The sequence below is a fragment of the Streptomyces sp. NPDC006798 genome, assembly GCF_040635975.1.
In the GTDB taxonomy this organism is placed as follows: Bacteria; Actinomycetota; Actinomycetes; order Streptomycetales; family Streptomycetaceae; genus Streptomyces.
Map to the genome: position 1 here is coordinate 42,327 of NZ_JBEYIS010000025.1, position 23,736 is coordinate 66,062.

22 protein-coding genes and 1 riboswitch are annotated in these 23,736 nt (G+C 73.9%); of the genes, 11 read left to right on the plus strand and 11 right to left on the minus strand.

Features of this window, described 5'->3' with window-relative positions; translation table 11 throughout:
* From ABZ714_RS18770 to ABZ714_RS18790, 5 genes are all read right to left on the minus strand, one after another.
* Positions 1 to 2,106: a putative cobaltochelatase gene (locus ABZ714_RS18770; protein ID WP_358826358.1), complete on the minus strand. Its 2,106-nt coding sequence runs from the start codon at positions 2,104 to 2,106 to the stop codon at positions 1 to 3.
* Positions 2,103 to 3,839 carry a cobyric acid synthase gene (locus ABZ714_RS18775; RefSeq protein ID WP_358826359.1) on the minus strand — a complete coding sequence of 579 codons (1,737 nt, stop codon included), beginning with the start codon at positions 3,837 to 3,839 and terminating at the stop codon, positions 2,103 to 2,105. Before ABZ714_RS18775 ends, ABZ714_RS18770 begins: the two co-directional genes overlap by 4 nt.
* A gap of 176 nt (positions 3,840 to 4,015) precedes the next feature.
* Positions 4,016 to 5,026: a cobalamin biosynthesis protein gene (locus ABZ714_RS18780; RefSeq protein ID WP_358826360.1), complete on the minus strand. Its 1,011-nt coding sequence runs from the start codon at positions 5,024 to 5,026 to the stop codon at positions 4,016 to 4,018.
* Positions 5,027 to 5,234: 208 nt separating this feature from the next.
* A riboswitch (cobalamin riboswitch) is annotated at positions 5,235 to 5,377 on the minus strand.
* Positions 5,378 to 5,621: 244 nt separating this feature from the next.
* Entirely contained in the window at positions 5,622 to 5,843 is a 222-nt protein-coding gene (locus ABZ714_RS18785) for a hypothetical protein (RefSeq protein ID WP_358826361.1), read from the minus strand.
* 12 nt (positions 5,844 to 5,855) lie between these two features.
* Positions 5,856 to 7,163, minus strand: a complete 1,308-nt coding sequence (locus tag ABZ714_RS18790; RefSeq protein ID WP_358826362.1) for an inorganic phosphate transporter — start codon at positions 7,161 to 7,163, stop codon at positions 5,856 to 5,858.
* Positions 7,164 to 7,422: 259 nt separating this feature from the next.
* Between ABZ714_RS18790 and ABZ714_RS18795 the strand changes: the two genes are divergently transcribed.
* The 6 genes from ABZ714_RS18795 to ABZ714_RS18820 all read left to right on the plus strand — a co-directional run bounded on the left by ABZ714_RS18795 (position 7,423) and on the right by ABZ714_RS18820 (position 14,959).
* Positions 7,423 to 8,094 carry a class II aldolase/adducin family protein gene (locus ABZ714_RS18795; protein WP_358826363.1) on the plus strand — a complete coding sequence of 224 codons (672 nt, stop codon included), beginning with the start codon at positions 7,423 to 7,425 and terminating at the stop codon, positions 8,092 to 8,094.
* Between the two features lie 291 nt (positions 8,095 to 8,385).
* Entirely contained in the window at positions 8,386 to 9,510 is a 1,125-nt protein-coding gene (locus tag ABZ714_RS18800) for a hypothetical protein (protein ID WP_358826364.1), read from the plus strand.
* A gap of 248 nt (positions 9,511 to 9,758) precedes the next feature.
* Positions 9,759 to 11,261, plus strand: coding sequence for a hypothetical protein (locus ABZ714_RS18805; RefSeq protein WP_358826365.1), 1,503 nt, complete (start codon positions 9,759 to 9,761; stop codon positions 11,259 to 11,261).
* A gap of 391 nt (positions 11,262 to 11,652) precedes the next feature.
* Positions 11,653 to 13,251, plus strand: coding sequence for an ABC-F family ATP-binding cassette domain-containing protein (locus ABZ714_RS18810; RefSeq protein WP_358826366.1), 1,599 nt, complete (start codon positions 11,653 to 11,655; stop codon positions 13,249 to 13,251).
* Positions 13,252 to 13,650: 399 nt separating this feature from the next.
* On the plus strand, positions 13,651 to 13,872 hold the full coding sequence (locus tag ABZ714_RS18815; RefSeq protein ID WP_358826367.1) for a helix-turn-helix domain-containing protein: 222 nt from the start codon (positions 13,651 to 13,653) through the stop codon (positions 13,870 to 13,872).
* Positions 13,873 to 14,125: 253 nt separating this feature from the next.
* The gene (locus ABZ714_RS18820; protein WP_358826368.1) at positions 14,126 to 14,959 is read left to right on the plus strand and encodes an enoyl-CoA hydratase/isomerase family protein; all 834 of its coding nucleotides are present in this window, start codon (positions 14,126 to 14,128) and stop codon (positions 14,957 to 14,959) included.
* 35 nt (positions 14,960 to 14,994) lie between these two features.
* On the opposite strand, the gene ABZ714_RS18825 is transcribed toward ABZ714_RS18820, so the two are convergent.
* Positions 14,995 to 15,696: a hypothetical protein gene (locus ABZ714_RS18825; protein ID WP_358826369.1), complete on the minus strand. Its 702-nt coding sequence runs from the start codon at positions 15,694 to 15,696 to the stop codon at positions 14,995 to 14,997.
* 194 nt (positions 15,697 to 15,890) lie between these two features.
* Here ABZ714_RS18825 and ABZ714_RS18830 point away from each other — a divergent pair, with 194 nt between their 5' ends.
* From ABZ714_RS18830 to amaP, 5 genes are read left to right on the plus strand one after another with little or no spacing between them, the layout of a single operon-like run.
* Positions 15,891 to 16,364, plus strand: coding sequence for an Asp23/Gls24 family envelope stress response protein (locus ABZ714_RS18830; protein WP_358826370.1), 474 nt, complete (start codon positions 15,891 to 15,893; stop codon positions 16,362 to 16,364).
* Between the two features lie 45 nt (positions 16,365 to 16,409).
* Positions 16,410 to 16,601: a hypothetical protein gene (locus ABZ714_RS18835; protein WP_358826371.1), complete on the plus strand. Its 192-nt coding sequence runs from the start codon at positions 16,410 to 16,412 to the stop codon at positions 16,599 to 16,601.
* 5 nt (positions 16,602 to 16,606) lie between these two features.
* Complete coding sequence (locus tag ABZ714_RS18840; RefSeq protein ID WP_358826372.1) at positions 16,607 to 16,996, plus strand: Asp23/Gls24 family envelope stress response protein; 390 nt, start codon at positions 16,607 to 16,609, stop codon at positions 16,994 to 16,996.
* Positions 16,993 to 17,712, plus strand: a complete 720-nt coding sequence (locus ABZ714_RS18845) for a DUF6286 domain-containing protein (protein ID WP_358826373.1) — start codon at positions 16,993 to 16,995, stop codon at positions 17,710 to 17,712. The genes ABZ714_RS18840 and ABZ714_RS18845 overlap by 4 nt, the downstream gene beginning before the upstream one ends.
* 7 nt (positions 17,713 to 17,719) lie before the next feature.
* The gene (gene amaP / locus ABZ714_RS18850) at positions 17,720 to 18,301 is read left to right on the plus strand and encodes an alkaline shock response membrane anchor protein AmaP (RefSeq protein ID WP_358826374.1); all 582 of its coding nucleotides are present in this window, start codon (positions 17,720 to 17,722) and stop codon (positions 18,299 to 18,301) included.
* A 436-nt stretch (positions 18,302 to 18,737) separates the two neighbouring features.
* On the opposite strand, the gene ABZ714_RS18855 is transcribed toward amaP, so the two are convergent.
* From ABZ714_RS18855 to ABZ714_RS18875, 5 genes are all read right to left on the minus strand, one after another.
* A complete protein-coding gene (locus tag ABZ714_RS18855) occupies positions 18,738 to 19,493 on the minus strand; it encodes an SDR family oxidoreductase (RefSeq protein ID WP_358826375.1) in 756 nt (251 codons plus the stop codon).
* Positions 19,494 to 19,497: 4 nt separating this feature from the next.
* Positions 19,498 to 21,282, minus strand: a complete 1,785-nt coding sequence (locus tag ABZ714_RS18860) for a glycoside hydrolase family 15 protein (RefSeq protein ID WP_358826376.1) — start codon at positions 21,280 to 21,282, stop codon at positions 19,498 to 19,500.
* Between the two features lie 161 nt (positions 21,283 to 21,443).
* Positions 21,444 to 22,259, minus strand: a complete 816-nt coding sequence (locus tag ABZ714_RS18865) for an SURF1 family protein (protein ID WP_358826377.1) — start codon at positions 22,257 to 22,259, stop codon at positions 21,444 to 21,446.
* Between the two features lie 111 nt (positions 22,260 to 22,370).
* Positions 22,371 to 22,604, minus strand: coding sequence for a hypothetical protein (locus tag ABZ714_RS18870; protein ID WP_358826378.1), 234 nt, complete (start codon positions 22,602 to 22,604; stop codon positions 22,371 to 22,373).
* A 115-nt stretch (positions 22,605 to 22,719) separates the two neighbouring features.
* Positions 22,720 to 23,721: a DEDDh family exonuclease gene (locus ABZ714_RS18875; RefSeq protein WP_358826379.1), complete on the minus strand. Its 1,002-nt coding sequence runs from the start codon at positions 23,719 to 23,721 to the stop codon at positions 22,720 to 22,722.
* Between the last annotated feature and the right edge of the window lie 15 nt (positions 23,722 to 23,736).

The window sequence follows — 23,736 nt, forward strand, 5'->3', positions numbered from 1 at the left end:
TTACGCTGCCCTTCTGCTGTCACCAGCGGTTCGAACGTCCTTGACCAGACCGGCGATCGCCTCGGCCCGCAGCCCGTCGAGCGTGACGGCGGTCCCGCCCAGCTCACCCGCGAGCCGGCCGGCCAGACCCAGCCGGACCGGACCGGACTCGCAGTCCACCACCACCGACGCCGTTCCGTCGGCGGCGTACAACCGGGCCGCCCGGGACGCCAGCGCCACCGGCTCCGGCCCGCCGGTCGCCCGGCCGTCGGTGACCACGACCAGCAGCGGACGGCGCGAAGGATCCCGCAGCCGCTCCACCCGCAGTACGTCATGGGCCTTCAGCAGCCCCGCCGCCAGCGGTGTCCGGCCCCCGGTCGGCAGCCGGTCAAGACGGGCCGCCGCCGCGTCCACCGAACTCGTCGGCGGCAGCGCCAGCTCCGCCTCCCGGCCCCGGAACGTCACCAGACCGACCTTGTCCCGGCGCTGATAGGCGTCCAGCAACAGCGACAGCACCGCGCCCTTGACCGCGCCCATCCGCTGCCGCGCCGCCATCGACCCCGAAGCGTCCACGACGAACAGCACCAGATTGGACTCCCGGCCCTCGCGCACCGACTGCCGCAGATCGTCCCGGCGCACCACCAGACCCGGCCCGCCCCGCCCCCGGGCCCGCTGATGCGGTGCCGCCGCCCGTATCGTCGCGGCCAGATGCAGGGAGCCCAGAGCGCCCCGGGGACGACGCGAACCCGTCGTCCGGCCGTGCTCGGCCCGCGCCCGGGACCTGCGGCCCGCGGCACCTTCGCCCGTACCGGGCACGGTCAGCGCCTTCGTACGGAACGGCTCACCGGCCGCCACCGGCCGCCGCTGACCGCCGCCACCGACCGGCGCCGCACCTTCACCGGCCTCCTGGGGCGCGGTCTCGTCCCCCGGCGGGGCGTCCCGCCCGTCGGAGCCGTCGGAACTGTCGGAGCCACCCCGCTCGACACTCCGGTCCTCCCCGGAGCGCGGCGGAGGCGGGGCCCCGCCACCGCCGTCCGGACCACCCCCGTCCGGACCGCCGCCGCCGGGCCCTTCCCCATCGGGATCCGGCTCGTCCTCCGGTCCGTCGCCCTGATCGGCGAACTCCTCCAGCGTCTCGTCCAGCTTCTCCTCGTCGAGACCGGGCGCGTCGAACGGATTCCGCCGCCGCCGGTGCGGCAGCGCCAGCAGGGCCGCCTGCCGGACGTCCTCCTCCAGGACGTCCTCCCGGCCCGCCCACGCCGCCAGCGCCGCCGCCGTCCGGGCCATCACGATGTCCGCCCGCATCCCGTCGACCTCGAAGGCCGCACAGGTCGCGGCGATCTGCCGGAGCACACCGTCCCCCAGCCGGACCCGGGGCAGCAGCGCCCGAGCGGCCTCGATCCGCCCCCGCAACGCCTCCTCCTCGCCCGCCCAGCGGGCGGCGAAGGCCACCGGATCGTCGTCGAACGCCAGCCTGCGCCGGACGACCTCCACCCGCTGCTCCGGCTCCCGCGACGCGGTGACCTCCACCGTCAGCCCGAACCGGTCGAGCAGCTGCGGACGCAACTCGCCCTCCTCCGGATTCATCGTCCCCACCAGCAGGAAACGGGCCGCGTGCCGCACCGAGACGCCCTCGCGCTCCACATACGAGGCCCCCATCGCGGCCGCGTCCAGCAGCACATCCACCAGATGGTCGTGGAGGAGGTTCACCTCGTCCACGTAGAGGATGCCGCGGTGCGCGTCGGCGAGCAGTCCCGGCTCGAAGGACTTCACGCCCTCCGCCAGGGCCCGCTCCATATCGAGCGCGCCCACCAGCCGGTCCTCGGAGGCGCCCACCGGCAGCTCCACCATCCGCGCGGGCCGCTCCCCGCCGGGACCCGTCTCGTGAGGCCCGTCCGGGCAGTCCCGGTAGGGCTCCCGGGGATCGCAGGAGAACCGGCACCCCGGCACCACCGCGACCGACGGCAGCAGCGCCGCCAGCGCCCGGACCGCGGTGGACTTCGCGGTCCCCTTCTCGCCGCGCACCAGCACCCCGCCGACCCGCGGGGAGACCGCGTTCAGCAACAGGGCCAGCCGTAGATCGTCCTGGCCGACGAGGGCCGTGAACGGATAGGGCGTCGTGCTCATGCCTCTCCCTCCGGGTCGTTGTCCGCTTCTGTGTCGTCCGTCTTGCCTGTACCGCCTGTGCCGGGTATCCCGGCCGGGTCGTCCGCGGCGCTCCCCCGGCGTGAGGGCACCGACTCCGGGTCCGGCCCCACGGCCCCCGCCGCGACGCCCCCGGCGCCGCCCGGCTCCGGGGCCGCCCCGGTGGCCGAGGCGCCCTCCGGGACCGGGTCCGGCGCCCCCGGCGGCACGAACGGCAGGCCCGGCGGCGGCCCCGACTCGATCAGCCGGAGCAGCCCGTCCGTATCGGCGTGCTCCTCGATCAGCTCGCCCAGCCGGTCCAGCTGCTCCTCGCGCAACGCGTCGAACGAGGTGTCCGGCGCCGGGACGAAACGCCGCCCCGCCGCCGCGGCCACCCGGCGCAGAAACGCCCGGCGGAAGCCGTCGCTCTCCAGCGACCCGTGCCAGTGCGTGCCCCACACCTCCCCGACCCGGCAGCCGTCGAGAAACGGCTCGCCCCCGAGGATCTCGGCGACCCCGTGATGGATCTCGTACCCCTCGACGGGCTCCCCGAGCGCCGAACCCGAGGGCCGGGCCAGCGTCTTGGCGGCCGCGAACCGCACCCGGACCGGGAGCAGCCCCAGCCCCTCCACCGTCCCGGCCCGGGACTCGACCTCGTCCTCGATCAGCTCGCCGAGGAGCTGGAAACCACCGCAGATCCCCAGCACCGGACGCCCCTCGGCGGCCCGGCGCGACAACGCGTCCGCCAGCCCCCGGCGGCGCAGCCAGTCCAGCGCCCTGACCGTGCCCCGGGTGCCCGGCACGACCACCAGATCGGCGTCCACCAGCTCCTCGGGCCGGTCCACGAACCGGACCACCACACCGGGCTCGGCGGCCAGCGCGTCGACATCCGTGAAGTTCGACATCAGGGGCACCGCGCAGACCGCGACCCGGAGGATCTCCTCGCCCACCGGCGGCGCCACCAGCGACTCCCGGACCGCGCCCCGCAGCGACACCCGCAGCCCGTCCTCCTCGTCGATACCGAGCCCGTGGGCGTACGGCAGCACCCCGTAGAACGGGCGGCCCGTCACCGACGTCAGCATGTCGAGCCCCGGCCGCAGCAGCCCCGCGTCCCCCCGGAACTTATTGATCAGATACCCCGCCACCAGCCGCTGGTCCACCGCGTCCAGCAGGGCCGTCGTACCGAAGAAGGAGGCGAAGACCCCACCGCGGTCGATGTCCCCGACCACCAGCACCGGCAGCTCGGCCGCCCGGGCCACGCCCATGTTGACCAGATCCGTACGGCGCAGATTGATCTCGGCCGGACTGCCCGCCCCCTCGCAGATCACGGCGTCATACGTGCCCCGCAGCTCCTCCAGGCACTCCAGCACCGTGGTCAGCAGCTCGGAGCGCCGCCCGCCGGAGCCGAAATAGCCCCGGGCGCTCATCTCTCCGACGGCTCTGCCCAGCAGGACCACCTGGCTCGTCCGGTCGCCCCCCGGCTTCAGCAGCACCGGATTCATCAGGGCCGTGGGCTCGATCCGGGCCGCCCGCGCCTGCATCGCCTGCGCCCGGCCGATCTCGGCACCGTCCCGGGTCACGAACGAGTTCAGCGACATGTTCTGCCCCTTGAACGGGGCGACCTTCACCCCGCGGCCCGCCAGCCAGCGGCAGATTCCCGCCGTGACCACGCTCTTGCCCGCGTCCGACGTCGTCCCGGCGACCAGCAGCCCGCCGCCGCGCTTCCGCCCGGCCATCGCCGCCACCCCCTTCCGTCCTGCCCGATGCCTCCGAGGAGGCCCTGCCGATAAGTCGTGCCGTCGTCCCGGGAACCGCGGCCATCCCTCCGCCGCGCGTCCCGGATCTCATGCTGGACCCCGACCGGAAATCTCGTCGGGCCCTGTGGACCGATGTCCGGTCGGAGGAAAATCCGTCACCCGCCCCGGGCAACCATCGCCGGCGCCCGACCGGCCCCCGTCCCCGTCCCGGCCGCCGTGAGCCGTCGCCCCGCCGCCCGCCCGGCGATCAGCCGCCCCGCGACACATACCCCCAGCGCCAGCGCGCTCACCCGCCGCGAGAGCCGTACCGCCCGCTCGATGTCCCCGACGGCGACCCGCCGGGCCCCGCCGTTCAGCACGGCCCGGTGCTCGACCCGGCCGCCGTACGCCAGCGTGCCGCCGAGCCGGACACCCAGCGCGCCCGCGAACGACGCCTCGACCGGGCCCGCGTTGGGGCTGGGATGCCGGTGCGCGTCCGCCCGCCAGGCCCGTACGGCACCCCGGGCGTCCCCGCCCGCGACCACGGCGAGCGCCGCCGTCAGCCGCGCCCCCGGGGCGCCCACCAGATCGTCCAGCCGGGCCGACGCCCAGCCGAACCGGCGGTAACGGGGCGAACGGTGCCCCACCATCGCGTCCAGTGTGTTGACCGCGCGGAATCCGACCAGCCCCGGCACCCCCGCCACCGCGCCCCACACCAGGGCGCCGACCACGGCGTCCGAGGTGTTCTCGGCGACGGACTCGACCACGGCCCGGGCGATCTCCGGCCCGTCCAGGGCCTGGGGATCACGTCCGCAGAGATGGGGCAGTCGCGCCCGGGCGGCGTCGAGGTCCCCGGCGGTCAGCGCCGCGCCCACCGCCCCGGCCTCCCGCGCCAGGGACGTACCTCCGACGACGGCCCAGGTGGCGGCGGCGGTCAGGGCCACGGCGGCGGCGGGCTGCCGGCGCGCGGCACGGGCCGCCACGGCCGCGACGGCGGCGGCGCCGCCCGCGCATCCTGCGGTATACAGCGCGCCCCAGCCCCGGTGGTCACGCCACAGCAGCCGCTCGGCCGCGCCCGCGGCCCGCCCGAAGGCGGCGACGGGATGGCCCCGGCGGGGGTCGCCCAGCAGCAGATCGCCGAGGAGACCGGCGGTGGCGCCGATGGCGAAGACCCGGTCCGCCCGCATCGCTCAGTGCCCGGGGGAGAGGTGGGTGAGGGAGCCGGGAAGGGCGTCAGCGGCGCGGCACGTGCCGTAGGCGTTCATCGGATCCCCGGAAGAGCCGGAAGAGCCGGAGGGCCCCGAAGGGCCGGGGGACCCGGGTGCGGCCCCGTGAGCGGGGGCCGTGACGATGCCGCGCATGGCGAATTGTCCTCACTCAGGGTGTCCGCGCCCTGGTTCGACGTGAAACGGCGGCGAGAGTTCCTGGCTCCCGGGGATGTGCTCCCCGGTGACAGTGGCGGGACCGCGCCGGATTCGCACCGGCTTCCTCTGCTGCCTCCGTAGTGGCCCCGGCAGTCCACCACGGGGTGAGAAGGGCCGTCAACTCGCCCCTGACCTGCGACGGAGCAGTGTGCGCAGGGCCACATCCAGCAGCCGGGACCGGGAAGGCGACCAGGAAGACGGCGGGGAAAGCGGAGAGCCGGGTCCGACCCGTCGGGGGTCGGACCCGGCTCTCCGCGGCCGTGGGGACGGCCGGGGCCCGAGCTGATCCGGCGGATCAGGGGGCCGGGACGCTGAAGACGATCAGCCGGATCGGCGGGTCGGGAGAGACCCGCGGGGATCAGGTGACGATCAGATAGATCCCGTACCCCACCGCCACCGTGCAGAGCACGAAGCAGGCGTAGGCGCCGGTACGGGCGAGGGGCGCGGAGCCGCCGTTGGCCGCGGCGGCCTCCTGCTTGGTCAGGCCGATGACTCCCAGGGCAAACAGGCCCACGAGGAGGACGGTGCCGACGAGGCTGACACCGAAGACGGAGCCGAGGGCTTCCCAGTCGATTTTCATGGTGATACGTCCTTACACCGCGGCCGGGCTGGCCGGACCGGTCTCGGGGGCCGACGGCGCGGAAGCAGGGGTGGTGGAGGGGATGGTGGTCTTCAGCTCGCCGTCCTCGACCACCCCGGCGGGCGGCGGGGTGACGGCGGCCATGGCGGTGGTGACGACACCGGGGGAGTCCTGGCCGTCGCCGGAGGAGCCGGTGCCACCGGTGCCGGTGGTGTCGTCGTCGACGTCGTTCACATTGGTGTGGTCGACCACCTGGCGGCGCGAGACGACCCAGATCGCGGCGGAGGAGGCGACGAGGAAGACCGCCACCGCGGCGACGCCCCAGTCACCCTGCTTGGTGACGAACTCGGAGGCCGCGGCGACCAGGCCGGCGGCCGGAAGGGTCAGACCCCAGGCGACGAACATCCGGGTGGCGGTGGACCAGCGGACCACGCCGCCCTTGCGACCCAGACCGGCGCCCATCACGGCACCGGAGCAGGAGTGCGTGGTGGAGAGGGAGAAGCCGAGGTTAGAGGAGGCCAGGATGACCGTCGCGGCACTGGTCTGGGCGGCGAAGCCCTGCTGCGGCTGGAGGTCGGTCAGACCCTTGCCCATGGTGCGGATGATGCGCCAGCCGCCGAGGTACGTACCGAGGGCGATGGCCACACCCGCGGAGACGATGACCCACATCGGAGGGTTGGAGCCGGGGGCGAGGATGTCGCCGGCGACCAGGGCCAGGGTGATGACACCCATGGTCTTCTGGGCGTCGTTGGTGCCGTGCGCCAGGGAGACCAGACCCGCGGAGGCGATCTGACCCGCCTTGTACCCCTTGTCGGTGGCCTTGAGGTCGGTGTTGCGGCCGATCCGGTACGTCAGCCGGGTGCCGATGTAACCGGCGAGGCCGGCGACCAGCGGAGCGGCGATGGCCGGGATCAGGACCTTGGTGATCACCGTGCCGCCGTTGACCGAGCTGAAGCCGACGGAGGCGACGGTCGCGCCGATCAGACCGCCCATCAGGGCGTGCGACGAACTGGACGGCAGTCCGACCAGCCAGGTCAGCAGATTCCAAAGGATGGCGCCGACGAGCGCCGCGAAGATGACTTCTGGGGTGATGCCTGCCTCGTCGACGATGCCACTGGAGATCGTCTTGGCGACCTCCACCGACAGGAAAGCGCCGACGAGATTGAGCACGGCGGACATGGCCACCGCGGTCTTGGGCTTCATGGCGCCGGTCGAGATGGTCGTCGCCATCGCGTTGGCGGTGTCATGGAAACCGTTCGTGAAATCGAACACGAGAGCCGTCACGATCACTATCGCGAGCAGCAGCGTGATGTGTTCCATTTACCCAGGCAATCTTTGGAGGTCAGTGGCTCGCCGAAGGTAAGTAACCTGGGTGAACGGAAGGTGAACTGGGACCGGCTTGGGGGTGTATCCAAGCGGTTCTCGCCATTCCGCTTCGACTTTCGGGGGCTCTTCCGGAGGGGTGGCCGCCGGTATGACGGGCCTCTCCCGGGTGGAAAGCCTCATTCGTCCGATCTTGTGGTGATATGCATCACGGGTGCTCTGTCCCCCCGCCGCCCCGGCTGACAGGATCGCACCCATGACCGAACCGACCGTACGCGCCTCCGACGGCGCTCTCGAACAGACCTGGCGGCAACTGGTCGAAACGGCCCGCAGAACGGCCGCCGAGGGGCTCGTCGTGGGCACCTCGGGCAATGTCTCGGCCCGGGTGGGGCCGCTGGTCCTCGTCACCCCCAGCGGAGTGCAGTACGACCGGCTCACGGAGCGTGATCTCACCGCCGTCGATCTCGACGGACGCCAGGTGATCGGCGAGCTGAGGCCCACCAGCGAGCTGCCGCTGCATCTGGCGGTCCACCGGTCCCGCGACGGACTGGCCGTCGTCCACACCCACGCGGCGCACGCCACCGCCGTCTCCGCCCTCGTTACCGAGGTACCGCCGGTCCACTACATGACGGCGGACCTCGGCGGCCCGGTCCGGGTCGCCCCGTACGCGGTCTACGGCTCCGGCGAACTGGCCCGCAACATGCTCACGGCCCTCCGTGGACGGGAGGCGTGCCTGCTGGGGAACCACGGCACCGTCGCGGTCGGCGCGACCCTGGAGCAGGCGTACGACCGCACGGCCCAGCTGGAGTGGATGTGCCGGGTCTGGCTGCTCGCCGCGTCGGTACCCGGGCTCGCCCCGCGCCTCCTCACCCACGACCAGCTCACCGAGACCGCGGCCCGGCTCCGCTCCTACGGCCAGCCGGGCTGAGCGACCGGTCCGCCCGGCCCGGGGTCCGTACCGTTCTTCCGCGTCACCCGTCCCCGTCCCCGTCCCCGTCCGAGTCCGAACGGCCGGTCCCTTGTGCCGCCGGTCCCTTGTGCCGCCGGTCCTTTCGTGCCGCCGGATCCTCATGTGCCGCAGTTGCGTCCGGACGGCCGGTCCGTCCGGACGGCGCGCGCCCGACGGACACCGCCGGGCGGCCCCACCGGGAACCCGTCCCGTACCCCCGCGGGAGGCGCCCCACTGGCAGCGGGGCGCGGTCGTCCCCACACTGGAACGGTGCGCCCGGTAACCGCGACGGCCGCCGCCGTCACCACAGTCGCAGGCATCGGCACCGCCGCGGCCCTCGCCCGCCGCGCCGTCGACGCCACCCTGCGTCCCGCGCCCGACCGGCCGCTCCCCGGCGACCCCCGGCTCACCGTGCACGCCGCGGACCCCGGCCGGGTCGCCCTCACGCGCGCCCTGGCGTCCCGCAGACCCGGCACGTACGGCCTCGCCGGACCAGACGTCCACGCCGTCGCGGGACCCGTGCTCGACGGCCCGGCCGCCACACCCGACACCGTCGTCCGCCGCCTCGACGCGGTCGGACCCGGCACCCTCGAACCCGGCACGAAGGTCCGGATGACCACCCGGCTCCACTCCGGCGACCCCGGGACGGCGCTCGGCATCCCCTACGAGGAAGTCACCGTCCCCGGCGAGCTGGGCCCCCTCCCGGCCTGGTTCGTCCCCGCCGCCCGGGACCTCTGGGTGATCGCCGTCCACGGCCTGGGCACCACCCGCGAGCTGGCCCTCAACCTGCTGCCGTTCCTGCACGGCCGGGCCCTGCCGGTACTCGCCGTCGGCTACCGGGGCGACCCCGGCGCGCCCCGCTCGCCCGACGGCCTCGGCCACCTCGGCGAGACCGAATGGCGCGACCTCGACGCCGCCCTGCGGTACGCGGTCTCCCGGGGCGCCCGCCGCGTCGTACTCCACGGCTGGTCCACCGGCGCCACCATGGCCCTGCACACCGCCGCGAACTCCGCCCTGCGCGACCACGTCAGGGGCCTCGTCCTCGACTCCCCGGTCCTCGACCAGGAGGCGGCCCTGCGCGCCCTGGCCCGCGCCCGGCACGTCCCCGGCCCGCTGGTCCCGCTCGTCGTCCGGGCCGCCCGGGGCCGCGCGGGGCTCTACCGCGACCGGCTGCCCGTCGCCGCCGACGCCCAGGCCGTCCGGGTACCGACCCTGATCTTCCACGGCCCCGACGACACTCTCGCGCCCTGGGGCCCCTCCCGCCGCCTCACCGCCGCCCGCCCGGACCTGGTCACCCTGCGGACCGTCCTCGACGCCCCGCACGCCGCCAACTGGAACACCGACCCCGCCGCCTACGAGGAGTCCCTGCGCCGCTTCCTCACGCCCTTGATGTAACCGCCCGGCAACCCCCGGCAGCCCCCTGTCCCGCCGCCCGGCACCGGTCCGTCACCCGGCTTCCGCGTGCCGTTCCGGGCCCCCGGCCACCACCGCCGGAACGCGGTCCGTCCCGTTCCGTTTGGGCTTTCGGGCCGTCAGCGGGAAGACTGCTCCCCGTGACGTCCCGAAAGCCTGATGAGCAATTGGCGCGCAACCCCAGACTCCGTCTTGTCCGCCCGCGACCGCTGACCAGCGCACGCAAGGCCGTGACCACCCGGCGCACCCGGCCCGCGCCGAGGCCCCCCGAGGGCACCCCGCCCCCCGCCGAACTGGCCCGCCAGGCCCGTACGGTCCTCTCCGACGCGGTCCGCGTCGCCCGCTGGGCCGCCGTCGACGGCGACGCCGCCGGTACGGTCCCCCTCACCGACGCCACCGAGGTACGGGCCGCCGCCGCGCTCGGGCTCGCCCCGCGGCAGGTCCGCGCGGGCTGGGACCGCGCCCGGCTCGCCGGACTGGTCGAACTCCACGGCGACATCGCCCGCCCCGGCTGGCGGCTGAGGGCCTGGGACCGCGACGACATGGCCGTGCTGCGCGGCTGGGTCGCCCTCTTCGACGCCTGGTCGCTGGCCCACCCCGCCCCCGACGGTACGGCGGCGACCGCCGTCGCCGAGGTCGTCGAGGCCGTACCGCAGCTGCTCTCCCTCCTCCAGCTCTCGGCCGGACCAGTACTTGTCCCGGCCCTGCTCGACCTGCTGGAACAGCGTGTGGCCGAACTGCGCGAGGAGCGGTGCGAGATCGCCCTGGCCCCGGCGGCCCCCAAAGGAGCGGGCATCCCCGGCAAAGGGACGTTCGCCCCCGACCCCGCATCCGTCCCGGCCGCGGCGACCGCATCCGCCGTCCCGCCGGTCACGGCCGTATCGGCCGCCCCCGGCGCCCCCGCCGTCCCGGCCGCCGCCACCGTGCCGCCCGTACCGCCTGTTGCCGATGCGGCGGTCCTTCCCGGCGGGCCGTTCATCACCCAAGTCCCCGACGTCCCCGGGGACTCCACGGCCGCCCCCCTGCTCGACTGGGCACTGGACGGCCTCGCCGCCGTCGGCGCCCTCACCCTCGACCGGGGCCGCTCCGCCACCCTCACCCCGCTCGGCAACTGGGCGGTCTGGGTCAAGCTGGAACAGATCTGCGTCGCCGCCCAGAGCCCGGCCGGGAACATCGAGCAGCCCGCCGAGGACATGCTCCGCGGCTGCGCCCGGCTCACCCCCGGACCCGCCCGCGCCGAGTACCGCGCCTGGCTGGCCGCCCGTACGGTCGCCGGAGCCGTCGCCGAACTCCTCGCCGTCGCGCGCGGCGAGGACGCCCTGCTGCGCGGACTGGCCTTCGAGGCCCTCCGGGTGGTCGGCGCCCCCGCCGAGACCGAGGTACGGGCCGCCGCCGACGAACCGTCACTCCGCCCCTACGCCCTGCTCTGGCTCGCCGAGTACGAGGGCGTCGACCCCGAGGACGCCCATGACGTCCTCACCCGTGACGAGGCCACCTGGCTCTGGGTCGACACCGCCGCCGCCGTCGCCGACCACGGGGAGCCCCAGCTGCTGCTGCGCCATCTCGACGCGGCCGTCCAGGGCACCGTCCCGGCGCTGCTGGAGGAGGTCCGCTCCGGCGGCCACCCCCGTACGGTGCAAGTACTTGTCGCGCTCGCTGCCGCGCATCCCGATCCGGCGCTGGCCAAGGCGCTGCGCCGGGCCGCCTTCCAGGTCCACACCGGCGGCGCCTGACCCCGACGCCGTGCCGGATGCCCGACCGGGCATCCGGCACAGCACCGGACGGCCCCGGGCGGCATCGGACGGCAGGGCACAGCACCCGGATCGCCCGCCGCGTACCGCCGGATCCGCTACGGATCACCACGGCCCGCCGTCCGGCGGCGCGGGAGCCCGGCCCTTCCGCCCCGGCCCTTCCGCCCCGGCCCCGGGCAGAGGCCCGCAAGGCACCTCCCGGCCGCTCCCGAGCGCGCTCGGGGCCCGCCCGGCGCCCGCCGCGTGACCGGAAAAACCACTTGCACACCCCGTTAGACTGGCCCTATGGCCATTCTCCTCGCGCAATAGACGGCGTCGTAGTACCGCCCGCCCACCCTCCCGCCGTCCATACCGCTGTTTCTGGAGTCTGTCCGTGATCACCGCTTCCGGCATCGAGTTGCGCGCCGGCGCCCGTGTCCTCATCGAGTCCGCTTCCTTCCGGATCGCCAAGGGCGACCGCATCGGCCTCGTCGGCCGCAACGGCGCCGGGAAGACGACTCTCACCAAGTGCCTCGCGGGTGAGGGCATCCCCGCCGGGGGCACCATCGCCCGCTCCGGCGAGGTCGGCTACCTCCCGCAGGACCCCCGTACCGGCGATCTCGACATCCTCGCCCGCGACCGCATCCTCTCCGCCCGCGGCCTGGACACCGTGCTCCGCGGCATGCGCGAGAACGAGGACCGGATGGCGAACGGCAAGGGCGCCACCCGCGAGAAGGCGATGAAGCGGTACGAGCGCCTGGAGACCGAGTTCCTCACCAAGGGCGGCTACGCGGCCGAGGCCGAGGCGGCCACCATCGCCGCCGCCCTCGGACTGCCCGACCGGGTGCTCGGCCAGCCGCTGCACACCCTCTCCGGCGGTCAGCGCCGCCGGGTCGAACTCGCCCGGATCCTCTTCTCCGACGCCGACACCCTGCTCCTCGACGAGCCGACGAACCACCTCGACGCCGACTCGATCGTCTGGCTCCGGGAGTACCTGAAGACCTACCGCGGCGGTTTCATCGTGATCTCCCACGATGTCGACCTGGTCGAGACCGTCGTCAACAAGGTCTTCTACCTGGACGCCAACCGCGCCACCATCGACGTCTACAACATGGGCTGGAAGCTCTACCAGCAGCAGCGCGAGGCCGACGAGAAGCGCCGCAGGCGCGAGCGGCAGAACGCCGAGAAGAAGGCCGCCGCCCTCAACGCCCAGGCCGACAAGATGCGCGCCAAGGCGACCAAGACGGTAGCCGCGCAGAACATGGCCCGGCGCGCCGAGCGGCTGCTGGCGGGCCTGGAGGACGCCCGGGTCGCCGACAAGGTCGCCAAGCTCCGCTTCCCGGAACCCGCGCCCTGCGGGAAGACCCCGCTCCGGGCCGAGGGGCTCTCCAAGTCCTACGGGTCGCTGGAGATCTTCACCGATGTCGATCTGGCCATCGACAAGGGCTCCCGGGTGGTCATCCTGGGCCTCAACGGAGCGGGCAAGACGACCCTGCTCCGGCTGCTCGCCGGGGTCGAGCAGCCCGACACCGGCGAGGTCACCCCCGGGCACGGGCTGAAGCTCGGCTACTACGCCCAGGAGCACGAGACCCTCGACCCCGACCGCACCGTGCTGGAGAACATGCGCTCCTCCGCGCCCGATCTCGATCTGGTCGAGGTGCGCAAGACCCTGGGTTCGTTCCTCTTCTCCGGCGACGACGTCGACAAGCCGGCCGGAGTGCTCTCCGGCGGTGAGAAGACCCGGCTGGCCCTGGCCACGCTGGTGGTGTCGTCGGCCAATGTGCTGCTGCTCGACGAGCCCACCAACAACCTCGACCCGGCCAGCCGGGCGGAGATCCTGGGTGCGCTGCGGACCTACAAGGGCGCGGTCATCCTGGTCACGCACGACGAGGGAGCGGTGGAGGCGCTGGAGCCGGAGCGGATCATTCTGCTGCCGGACGGCGTCGAGGACCTGTGGGGCGCGGACTACGCGGACCTGGTGGCGCTCGCCTGACCCGCCCCGCGGCCCCGCCGGGCCGGTCCGGCGCCCCGGCGCTCGGTGCGGCGGGCGTCGATGATCACTTCCGTAGGGATCATTCGGCTCACCGGTGATCCGTCATCTGAGTGAGACGCTCTGGTACCCCGGTGTGGTTGCTGGCGAAGGCCGAATTTTTCCCACCACTCCGGGGCCGATGTCGATCTCCTTCCCTCGCACCGACCCTGACCAGGCAACTCCTGCCGGATCCGGATTCGGTTCCGGATTCCCGGCCGTCCGGAATCCAGGATTCCGGTCGCCTCCCGGCGGCTTTGCGGGGCAAAGGTCGTCCCATGGACCTTGTCGAATGGGTGGCCAGGAGGCCCGCGAGGGGTGATCATGAGAAGTCCAGAGCGCACTTCCCATGAGGAGGCACGGGTGGCCGAGACTCTGAAGAAGGGCAGCCGGGTGACCGGCGCCGCGCGCGACAAGCTCGCGGCAGACCTGAAGAAGAAGTACGACTCCGGTGCGAGTATCCGGGCGCTGGCCGAGGAGACGGGCCGGTCCTATGGATTCGTCCACCGGATGCTGAGCGAGTCCGGGGTGACACTGCGCGGACGAGGCGGGGCGACCCGGGGTAAGAAGGCTCCCGCGGTCTGACGCGCCGCGTCGGCCCCGGCCCTCCGCGATTCCCCGCCGGGGAGTCCGCCGGATCAGGCCGGGTGGGTCCGTGCGGGTCATGGGTGCTCGGCACCGGACGGCCGTCCGGCGTCGCGCCGGGTCCGGTCCGGGTTCGTACCCGGACGGCGATCCTGGCGTGCCCGGCCGGATTTCCGGTCCCGACGGGTGGTTACTGTGCGGTCGCTTAGTCTACCGTGGACGGCACCGTGCCCTACCGACCCGGAGGCGCCCCATGACCACGCCCGAATCCGATTCCGTACGGGACACCACACGCGGCGCCGTGCCGGAGCCCGTACTGGACGAGGACGGCGTACGGCTCACCATCGCGGACGCGGTGGCCACGGTGACGCTGACCCGCGCGGAGAAGCGGAACGCCCAGTCGCCCGCCATGTGGCGGGCCCTGGCCCGGGCCGGACGGTCGCTGCCGGGCTCGGTCCGGGTCGTGGTGCTGCGCGGTGAGGGCCCGTCCTTCTCCGCCGGACTCGACCGCCGGGGCTTCACCCCGGAGGGCTTCGACGGTGAGCCGTCGTTCCTGGACCTGGCCCGGATGGACGATACGGCGCTGGACGCCGCGATCGCCGGGTACCAGGAGGCGTTCACCTGGTGGCGCCGGAGCGATCTCGTCTCCGTCGCCGCCGTGCGGGGACATGCCATCGGGGCGGGCTTCCAGCTCGCCCTCGCCTGCGATCTGCGGATCGTCGCCGACGACGTACGGTTCGCCATGCGGGAGCCGGGCCTCGGCCTGGTCCCCGATCTGACCGGAACGCATCCTCTGGTCTCCCTCGTCGGTTACGCCCGCGCGCTGGAGATCTGCGCCACGGGCCGCTTCGTCCACGCCGAGGAGGCCGAGCGCACCGGCCTGGCCAATCTGGTGGTCCCCGCCGCCGAGCTCGACGCCGCGACCGGGGACCTGACCACGGCCCTGCTGGCCGCCCCCCGGGACGCGGTCGTGGAGACCAAGGCCCTGCTCCAGGGCGCGGTGAACCGTTCCTACGAGGACCAGCGCGCCGCCGAGCGGGCGGCCCAGGCGCGTCGGCTGCGGGATCTGGCGGGCCTCGGCGACTGACCGGAAGCGTATGGCCTGTCGGCCCGTCCGGCTCCTCAGTGTGTACCGGGAGCGGCCGGTTCCACCGCTGTGACCAGTACGGATACCGGGCGATCCGCTTCGAGTGCCTGCCGCGCCGCCGCCCGGACCGCCCGGACGACGGCCAGTGGGCGATGACCGGCGGCCACCGCGCACTCCACCCGGATCCCGTCGTGCTCCCGGTGGACCGGCTCGCCCAGGACTCCGGTCAGTCCTGCCACCCCCGCGACCTCCGCCACGGCGACCGCGACCGGATCGGCCGCGTTCCCGGGCGATCCCGACGGCGGTACGGCCTCCGGGCCGCCGTCCGGCTCCACCGGCTCGTCCAGTACGTCCGTCAGTCGTAGCCCGACCTCGGCGATCTCCAGATCCAGGACGTCCCGGGCCGTCGTGAGCAGGGCACCCCGTACCGCGTCGCCCAGCGCGGCCAGGGACCGGCGGGCCAGGATCGCCCCGTCCGCCGCGAAATCCGCCTCGATCCGCAGCGGCCCGTACGGCAGGGCGCTCGGCGGGGCCGGAACGGCGGCGGGAAGCGCCGTCGCGGGATCGGCGAGCCAGAGCCTGATCCGGCCCGGCCGTACGCCTCCGATCCCGGCCGCCGCCCGGGCCAGTACCGTCCCGGCGGCCTGTTCCGTCAGCCAGGCGCCGCCGTCCGCCCGGCCCAGCGGCAGCAGTCGGCCCGGGCCGAGCCGGGCGCGTACCGCGTCGGCAGTGGTCATGTCACCAGCCTGCCGCATCCCCGGCGCGAGACCCGGCATTCCCCCTTAGTGTGGTGTCAGAAAGGTGCATATCCAACCATTTGCGGCACTCCCAAGGTCTTGTCGCCGGGCCGTGACGCCCGGGGTGGTACCGGGCCGCGAGCCAGGTACCACCGCCAACCGCACCATCGACAGGGCCCGGAAAGGACACCGGTATGAGTGACACCGCGAGCAGTGGAACCGGCTCGGGCGACGAGCCGAGGAGGACGTCCGTGAGCAAACGGGGCGGCGGCGACCCCGGCTCCCGGGGGCGTACCACCATCGCCGACGGAGTCGTCGAGAAGATCGCCGGACTCGCGGCCCGTGATGTCGTCGGCGTCCACGCCATGGGCAGCGGGCTCTCCCGGACCTTCGGCGCGGTACGCGACCGGGTCCCGGGCGGCGCCAAGGCCAGCGTCACCCGAGGGGTGAAGGCCGAGGTCGGCGAGGTGCAGACCGCCCTCGACCTGGAGATCGTCGTCGACTACGGCGTATCGATCACCGAGGTGGCCCGGGCGGTACGGGAGAACGTGATCGCCGCGGTGGAGCGGATGACGGGCCTCGAAGTGGTCGAGGTCAACATCGCGGTCAGCGATGTGAAGCTCCCCGAGGAGGAGGACGACGAGGAAGAGGAGTCCCGGCTCCAGTAGCCGGGGTCCCTACTGGATCCGGTGGTCCGGACGAAGGAGCTGAACATGAGTATGTCCGCGGTCGGCCTGGTGGCCGGAATGGCACTCGGCTTCGCCGGGTACTTCGGCGGGTTCGGCGCGTTTCTGCTGGTCGCCGCGCTCGGGGCGGTCGGGTTCGTGGTCGGGCGCTTCCTGGAGGGCGACCTCGAACCCGGTGACTTCTTCCGTGGCCGCGAGCGCGGCGACCGGCCCCGGTGACCCGGGTGACGGACGGCCCCGGGGCGCCGCCCGGTACCCCCGGGGTCCCCGGACCCGGCCGGGTCGCGGCGGGAGACCGGGGCGCGACCGTGATCGCGGAACGCGTCGTCGCCAAGATCGCCGCACGGGCGGCGAGAGAAGCGCTGGACCGGATCCCGGAAGGCGGCTCGGCGCCGCATGCCGGAGTCGTCGTCCACCGCGACACCGCCCGGGTCCGGATCAGCCTCGACCTGGAGTACCCCGCCGATATCGGACAGCGGTGCGCCGCCGTCCGCCGCCGGGTCGTCGAACGGGTGAAGAGCCTGGCCGGGATGGACGTCCCCGAGGTCGATATCGCCGTCGAACACCTCCATCCGCCCCGAGCGGGCCGCGCGGGGGAGCGTGACATCCGATGACACCACCAGCCCCCGCCAACGACGCCGCCCAGGGCAGTACGCCGGGCCCCGGGACCGGCGGTTCCGGTTCCGCCGGGCGTACGGGCTCTGGTCCCGGCGGTTCCGGAGCGGTTCCGGAGCGCTCCGCCCCGGAACCGCCCGGGACCCCCGCCGCCCATGCCCGGCGGCCCTGGTCGGCCCGGCGGGTGCCCGCCGGACTGCTGGCCCTGGTCGTCCTCGGCACCGCCGGAATCCTGCTCTACGACATCGCCGCGGTCCGCGCCGATCGCCCCGCCATGGCCTGGCGGCGCACCGTCGCGGACGATCTCGCCGGCCGCCCCCTCGACGACCCCTGGACGAAGGCCGTCGCCGCCGTCGCGGTCGCCGTCGGCCTCTGGCTGCTCCTGCTCGCCCTCACCCCCGGCCTCCGCGCCCTGCTGCCCATGCGGCGGGAGGCGGCTCCGGCCGCCCCCGGGCCCGTACGAGCCGCACTCGCCCGGGAGGCGGCGGCCCTGTATCTGCGCGATCAGGCGCTGGAGGTACCGGGAGTGCAGTCCGTACGGGTCCGGGTCGGGCGCCGCAAGGCAGCCGTACGGGCCCGCTCCCACTTCCGCGACCTCGACGACGTCCACGCCGACCTGGACACGGCCCTCGCCGGAGCCGTCGGTGAACTCGGCCTGGCGAAGCCGCCGGTGCTGTCGGTCCGGGTGGCGCGGCCACCCCGCAAGAAGAGGTGACCCGTCGATGCTGAGGACCGTCAACCGGGTGGCGCTCGGACTCGCCGGACTCGTACTGCTGGCACTCGGGGGCGCGGCGCTCGCGGCCGGGACGGGGCTCTCCGTACCGTCCTGGTGGCCCTGGTACGGGCCCGGCGACGTGGTGCTCAGTACGGCCGACCGGGAACGATGGCGCTCCGAGAGCTGGTTCTGGCCCGTGGTCGTCACGGCCCTCGCCGTCCTGGTCCTGCTCGCGCTCTGGCTGCTGCTGGCCCAACTGCGCCGGGCCCGGCTCGCGGACGTCGTGGTCGACACCGGATCCGACGGCGATGTCGCACGGCTGCGGGGCCGGGCCCTGGAACGGGCGATGGAAGCCGAGGCGAAGACCCTGGACGGGGTCGCCGGGGCCAGGATCGCCCTGCGGCGGCGCCGGGGGGAGCCGGAGGCGCGGGTACGGCTCAAGCTGGAGCCGCACGCCTCACCGGCGAGGACGCTGCGGGCGCTGACGGAGGAGGCGGTGGAGCATGCCCGGGCTTCCACGGGCCTGGCGGCGCTCCCCACGGACTCCCGCCTCCACGCGGCCTCCCACGCGCCGCGCCGCGTCTCCTGACCCGGGGCTCCCGCGCGCTCCCGGCGCCTTGGTCCTCCACGGCACCGCCCCGAACCCGGGCCGCGCCCGGCTACCCGCTGTCGTCGGCGGTCCGCGGCCCGGCTGTGGCTGGTCGCGCAGTTCCCCGCGCCCCTCAATGCTCTTCCCGGCCCCGGGCCTGACAAGGGCACCGCCCTCGGGAAGGGGCCGGTCTCTTCCGGAGGGCGGTCAGGAGGGCAACCAGGGGCGCGGGGAACTGCGCGACCAGCCACAGACCGCGCGTGGTCGGGCCCGACGACATTCGCCCGGCTGGGCGGATGGCGTGGCCCTCACTCGGAGAGCCGAGGCGCTGGGGCCCGGCAGGCGCGAGGGACCCCGCAGCGGGAGGCGTCCGGCGCGAGGGACCCCGCAGCGGGAGGCGTCCGGCGCGAGGGACCCCGCAGCGGGAGGCGTCCCGTCAGAAGCCGTGGCGCGCGCCGCCGTCGACCGGGAGCATCACGCCCGTGAGATACGACGCCGCCGGTGACAGCAGAAACGCCGCCACCCGCCCGAACTCCTCCGGCGCGCCGTACCTCCGCAGCGGAATACGCGACTCGTGCCCGGCCCTGGCCGTGTCCGCGTCGCCGGTGAGGGCGTCGAGTTCGCGGACCCGGTCGGTGTCGATCCGGGCGGGCAGCAGGCCGACGACCCGGATCCCGCGCGGCCCGACCTCGTCCGCGAGGGACTTGGCGAAGCCCGCCAGGCCGGGGCGGAGTCCGTTGGAGATGGTGAGCCCGGGGATGGGTTCGTGGACGGAGCCGGAGAGCACGAAGCCGACGACTCCGCCTTCGCCGAGCGCCCCGACCGCCGCCCGCGCCAGCCGTACCGCGCCGAGGAAGACGGATTCGAACGCGCCCCGCCACTGCTCGTCCGTGTTGTCGCCCGCGGCCCCCGGCGGCGGGCCGCCGACGCTGATGAGGACGCCGTCGACCCGGCCGAAGTGCGCCCCGGCCGCCGCCAGCAGGCGTTCCGCGCCGTCGGGGTCGGCGTTGTCGACGGCGACGCCGACCGCGTCGGGGCCCAGTTCCGCCGCCGCGTCCGCGACCGTCGCCTCGTCGCGTCCGGAGACGACGACCTTCGCGCCCTCGGCGACGAGTGCCCGCGCCGACGCGTTGCCCAGGCCGCGGGAGCCGCCGGTGACGATGTACACCCGGTCCTTCAGTCCAAGATCCATGGCCCTATCCTGCCGCCTCGTCGTCGTCGAGCGCGAGGGCCGTGGTCACCAGGGCGATATGACTGAACGCCTGCGGGAAGTTCCCGAGCTGCCGCCCGGCCCCGGGGTCGTACTCCTCGGCCAGCAGCCCCAAATCGTTGCGCAGGGCGAGCAGCCGTTCGAAGAGTTCCCGGGCTTCCTTGGGGCGGCCGGTCATCCGCAGGGCGTCCGCGAGCCAGAAGGAGCAGGCCAGGAAGGCGCCCTCGCCGCCGGGCAGCCCGTCCACCGTGCCTTCGGCGCTGTAGCGGCGGACGAGTCCGCCGTCGGCGCCCAGTTCGGCGCGGACCGCGTCGACCGTACCGACGACCCGCGGATCGTCGGGCGGCAGAAAGCCGACCCGGGGGATCAGCAGGGTCGCCGCGTCGAGTTCGCGGGAGCCGTAGTACTGGGTGAAGGTGTTCCGCACCGGGTCGTACCCCCGCTCGCAGACCTCCCGGTGCACCTCGTCCCGCATCGCCCGCCACCGGTTGACGTCCCCGCGGAGGGTGGAGTCGCCTTCCAGGGTCCGTACGGCCCGGTCGGCCGCCACCCAGGCCATCACCTTGGAGTGCACGAAGTGCCGCCGGGGGCCGCGGACCTCCCAGAGCCCTTCGTCGGGTTCGCGCCACTTGGACTCCAGGAACCCCAGCAGGCTCAACTGGATGAACCAGGCGTGCCGTTCACCGGGGATCCCCTGCTCCTGTGCCAGGAAGAGGGAGTCCATCACCTCGCCGTAGACATCGAGCTGGAGCTGGTCGACGGCGGCGTTGCCGACTCGTACAGGGGCGGAGCCCGCGTATCCGGAGAGCCAGGGCAGCTCCGTCTCGGGCAGCCGGCGCTCCCCGCCGAGCCCGTACATGATCTGGAGGTCCGCCGGATCGCCCGCGACGGCCCGCAGCAGCCAGTCCCGCCAGGCCGTGGCCTCCTCCTGGTAGCCCGCGGTGAGCAGGGCCTCCAGAGTGAGGGTGGAGTCCCGCAGCCAGCAGAAGCGGTAGTCCCAGTTCCGTACGCCGCCGATCTCCTCGGGGAGTGAGGTGGTGGGTGCGGCGACGATGCCGCCGGTGGGGGCGTAGGTGAGGGCCTTGAGGGTGATCAGGGAGCGGACCACGGCCTCCCGGTAACGGCCCCGGGAGCGGCAGGCGGTGGACCATTCCGCCCAGTCCGCGAGGCTGCACCGCAGCGCCTCGTGCGGATCGAGCGGGTCGGGGCGCTGTTCGTGCGAGGGGTGCCAGCTCAGGACGAACGCCACCTGCTCGTCCGCGCCGACGGAGAACGACGACACCGTGCTGAACTGCTGCCCCCAGGTCCGTACCGGCGGCTCGCTGCGCAGCCATACGGAGTCGGGCCCGGCGACCGCCACCCGGTGGCCGCCCGCGCGGCGCATCCACGGCACGATCGAGCCGTGGTCGAAGCGGAGCCGCAGTACGGACTCCATCTCGACGGTTCCCTCGACGCCCCGCACGATCCGGACGAGATCGGGTGTGGTGTCCCGCTGGGGCATGAAGTCGACGACCTCGACCGTGCCGGTCCTGGTCTCCCATCGGGTTTCGAGGACGAGGGTGTCGCCGATGTAGCGGCGGGTGGTACAGCGCTCGGACCCTTTGGGGGCGATCCGCCAGTGACCGTTCTCCTTGTCGCCGAGGAGGGCCGCGAAGCACGCGCCGGAGTCGAACCGCGGCAGGCACAGCCAGTCGACGGATCCGTCCGTACCGACCAGGGCAGCCGTCTGGAGATCGCCGATCAGGGCGTAGTCCTCGATGCGTAGGGTCACGTTTCGCGTGTTCCCGCTGCGTACGACGGTCAATCAGCCGGACACCTGTTCCGCCGGGGGCAGAAGGGACGGACGGGACGGAAGGGGTGATCAAGGGAGCCGGGGCGGGGCCGGGACCGGTTCGGGAGGGCCAAGAGACGTACGGATGTACGGGCCGCGGCTCAGGCCGTCGCGGGCTCCTTGGGCTCCTGCGGCTCCTTCGCGGCGCTCTTCGCCGCCTCGGCCTCGGCGGCGGCCCGCCGGTCGCGGATCTCCCGGCGGACCAGGACCACCCAGCCGACGGGTACGGCGGCGGTGAAGAGCCACCACTGGATCGCATAGGCCATATGCGCGCCGATGGAGTCGTGGTCCGGGTCCGGGATCGTCTCGGGCCCGCCGTCCGCGGGCTTCGGGCCGGTCAGCTCGATATAGCCGCCGAGCACCTCCTTGCCCAGGAGCTTCGACTGCTGGCCGCTGTTGATCAGCATCACCTGGCGCGGCGGCAGCCCGGCGAGGTCCTTGATACCGCTGGCGGCCGTGGTCTCGTCGGCCTTGAGCCGGCCGGTGATCGTCACGGTCCCCTTCGGGGGCGCGGGGACCTCGGGGAACGCCCTCGGGTCGGTGGCGGACGGGACCCAGCCGCGGTTGACCATCACGACCCGGCCGTCCCGGAGCACCAGCGGTGTCAGTACATGGACGCCGACCCGCTCGTCGGCGTCGGTACGGCGGCGGACGACGACCTCGCCGGAGGTGTCGAAGGTGCCGGTGGCGGTGGTGCGGAGCCAGTAGTCCGCCCGGGGGACCTTGTGGCCGGGGGAGGTCAGCTCGGTGACGTCGACCGGCTTCGCGTCGAGGTTCCGGGCGATCAGCGCGTTCTGCTCGACGCGGCGCTCATGGCGGTGGAACTGCCAGAAGCCCAGCTCGATCATCGTGGGGATGAGGACGAGCCCGATGAGGGTGAGGCTCACCCACTGCCGGGTCAACAGGAAGCGGTACACGGATCGACGGTACCTGCCGCCCCCGGCGGGTCCGCCGGTGGGGCCCCTCCCGGCACCGCTCCGGCACCCCGTGGTCCCCCGTGCCGTGCGGCCGGGCGCGGCCGGGGCGGCTCAGACCTTGTCGATGATGCCGACCCGGCCCTCGGCCCGGGCGCAGTGCGCCCCGCAGTACCAGTGGCCCTCGGCCTCGACGCCCTGCCCGATGACCTGGACCCGGCAGTGCTCGCAGATGGGCGCCATCCGGTGAATGGCACAGGCGAAGCAGTCGAAGACATGCACCGCGCCCTGCGCGTGCACCTCGAACGTCATCCCGTACTCGTTACCGCAGACCTCACAACGTGCCATGGGCCACAGCGTGCGGTCGGCGGCCGCCGATCACGGCGCGGCGCGCCCGGCCGTCACCCGACTGCCGGGGGCCCCGGAGGGACCGCCCGGAGTGGTCCGCGCCGCCGGTCCGGGCTCAGCCGTCCGCGGCCGCCACGTCCCGCAGCAGCTGGGTGAACGCGGCCTCGTCGACGACCGGTGTGCCGTACGCCCGTGCCTTGACCGTTTTGGAGGTGGCCGAATCCGGGTCGTTGGTCACCAGCAGGCTGGTCAGCCGGGAGACGCTGGTCGCGATGTGCAGACCGGCGTCGAAGGCCCGGTCCTCCAGCAGCTCGCGGTCGACCGAGGTGTCGCCCGAGAACGCGATCCGCATGCCCTGCTTCAGCGGCTCCCCGTCCACATAGCGCCCCGGGTTGGGGTGGGGGCAGGCGGGCCGCTTCCGCGACGGGCGCCAGCCGCCGTACGAGGAGCCCGGCGCCCGGTGGCCGTACGACGACTGGTAGCCGACCCGCAGGGATCCGGCGGGGGAGTCGGACCACTCGGTGAGCGGACGGCACTCCAGCAGCGGCAGCCGCACCCCGCCCCGGGCCGCCGCGTGGAGACTGGGGCGGAACGCCTCCGCCAGCACCCGCGCGTCGTCCAGCGCGTGATGGGCCTGCCGCTGGACCACGCCGAAGTGCGCGGCCAGCGACTCCAGTTTGTGATTGGGCAGCGGCAGGGCCAGCTCCTTGGCCAGGGCGATCGTGCACAGCCGCCGCCGGACGGGCGGGGTGCGGTCCGCCCGGGCGTACTCCCGGGCGATCATGGACCAGTCGAAGAGGGCGTTGTGCGCCACGAGCACCCGGTCGGCCAGCCGCTTCGAGAACTCGTCGGCGATCTCGGTGAAGAGGGGGGCGCCCGCCAGCACGTCGTCGGTGAGTCCGTGGATCCAGACCGGGCCGGGGTCGCGCTCCGGATTGACCAGCGTGTACCAGTGGTCCTCGACATCGCCCCGCGCGTCCAGCCGGTAGACGGCGGCGGAGATTATCCGGTCGTCCCGGGCCAGTCCGGTGGTCTCCACATCGACCACCGCATACCCCTGGGGGTATGCGGTTGGCCAGTCCGCCGCTGTGGTCGCGCTGTCGTCGAGCATGGTCACAGAGAATACGGCCCG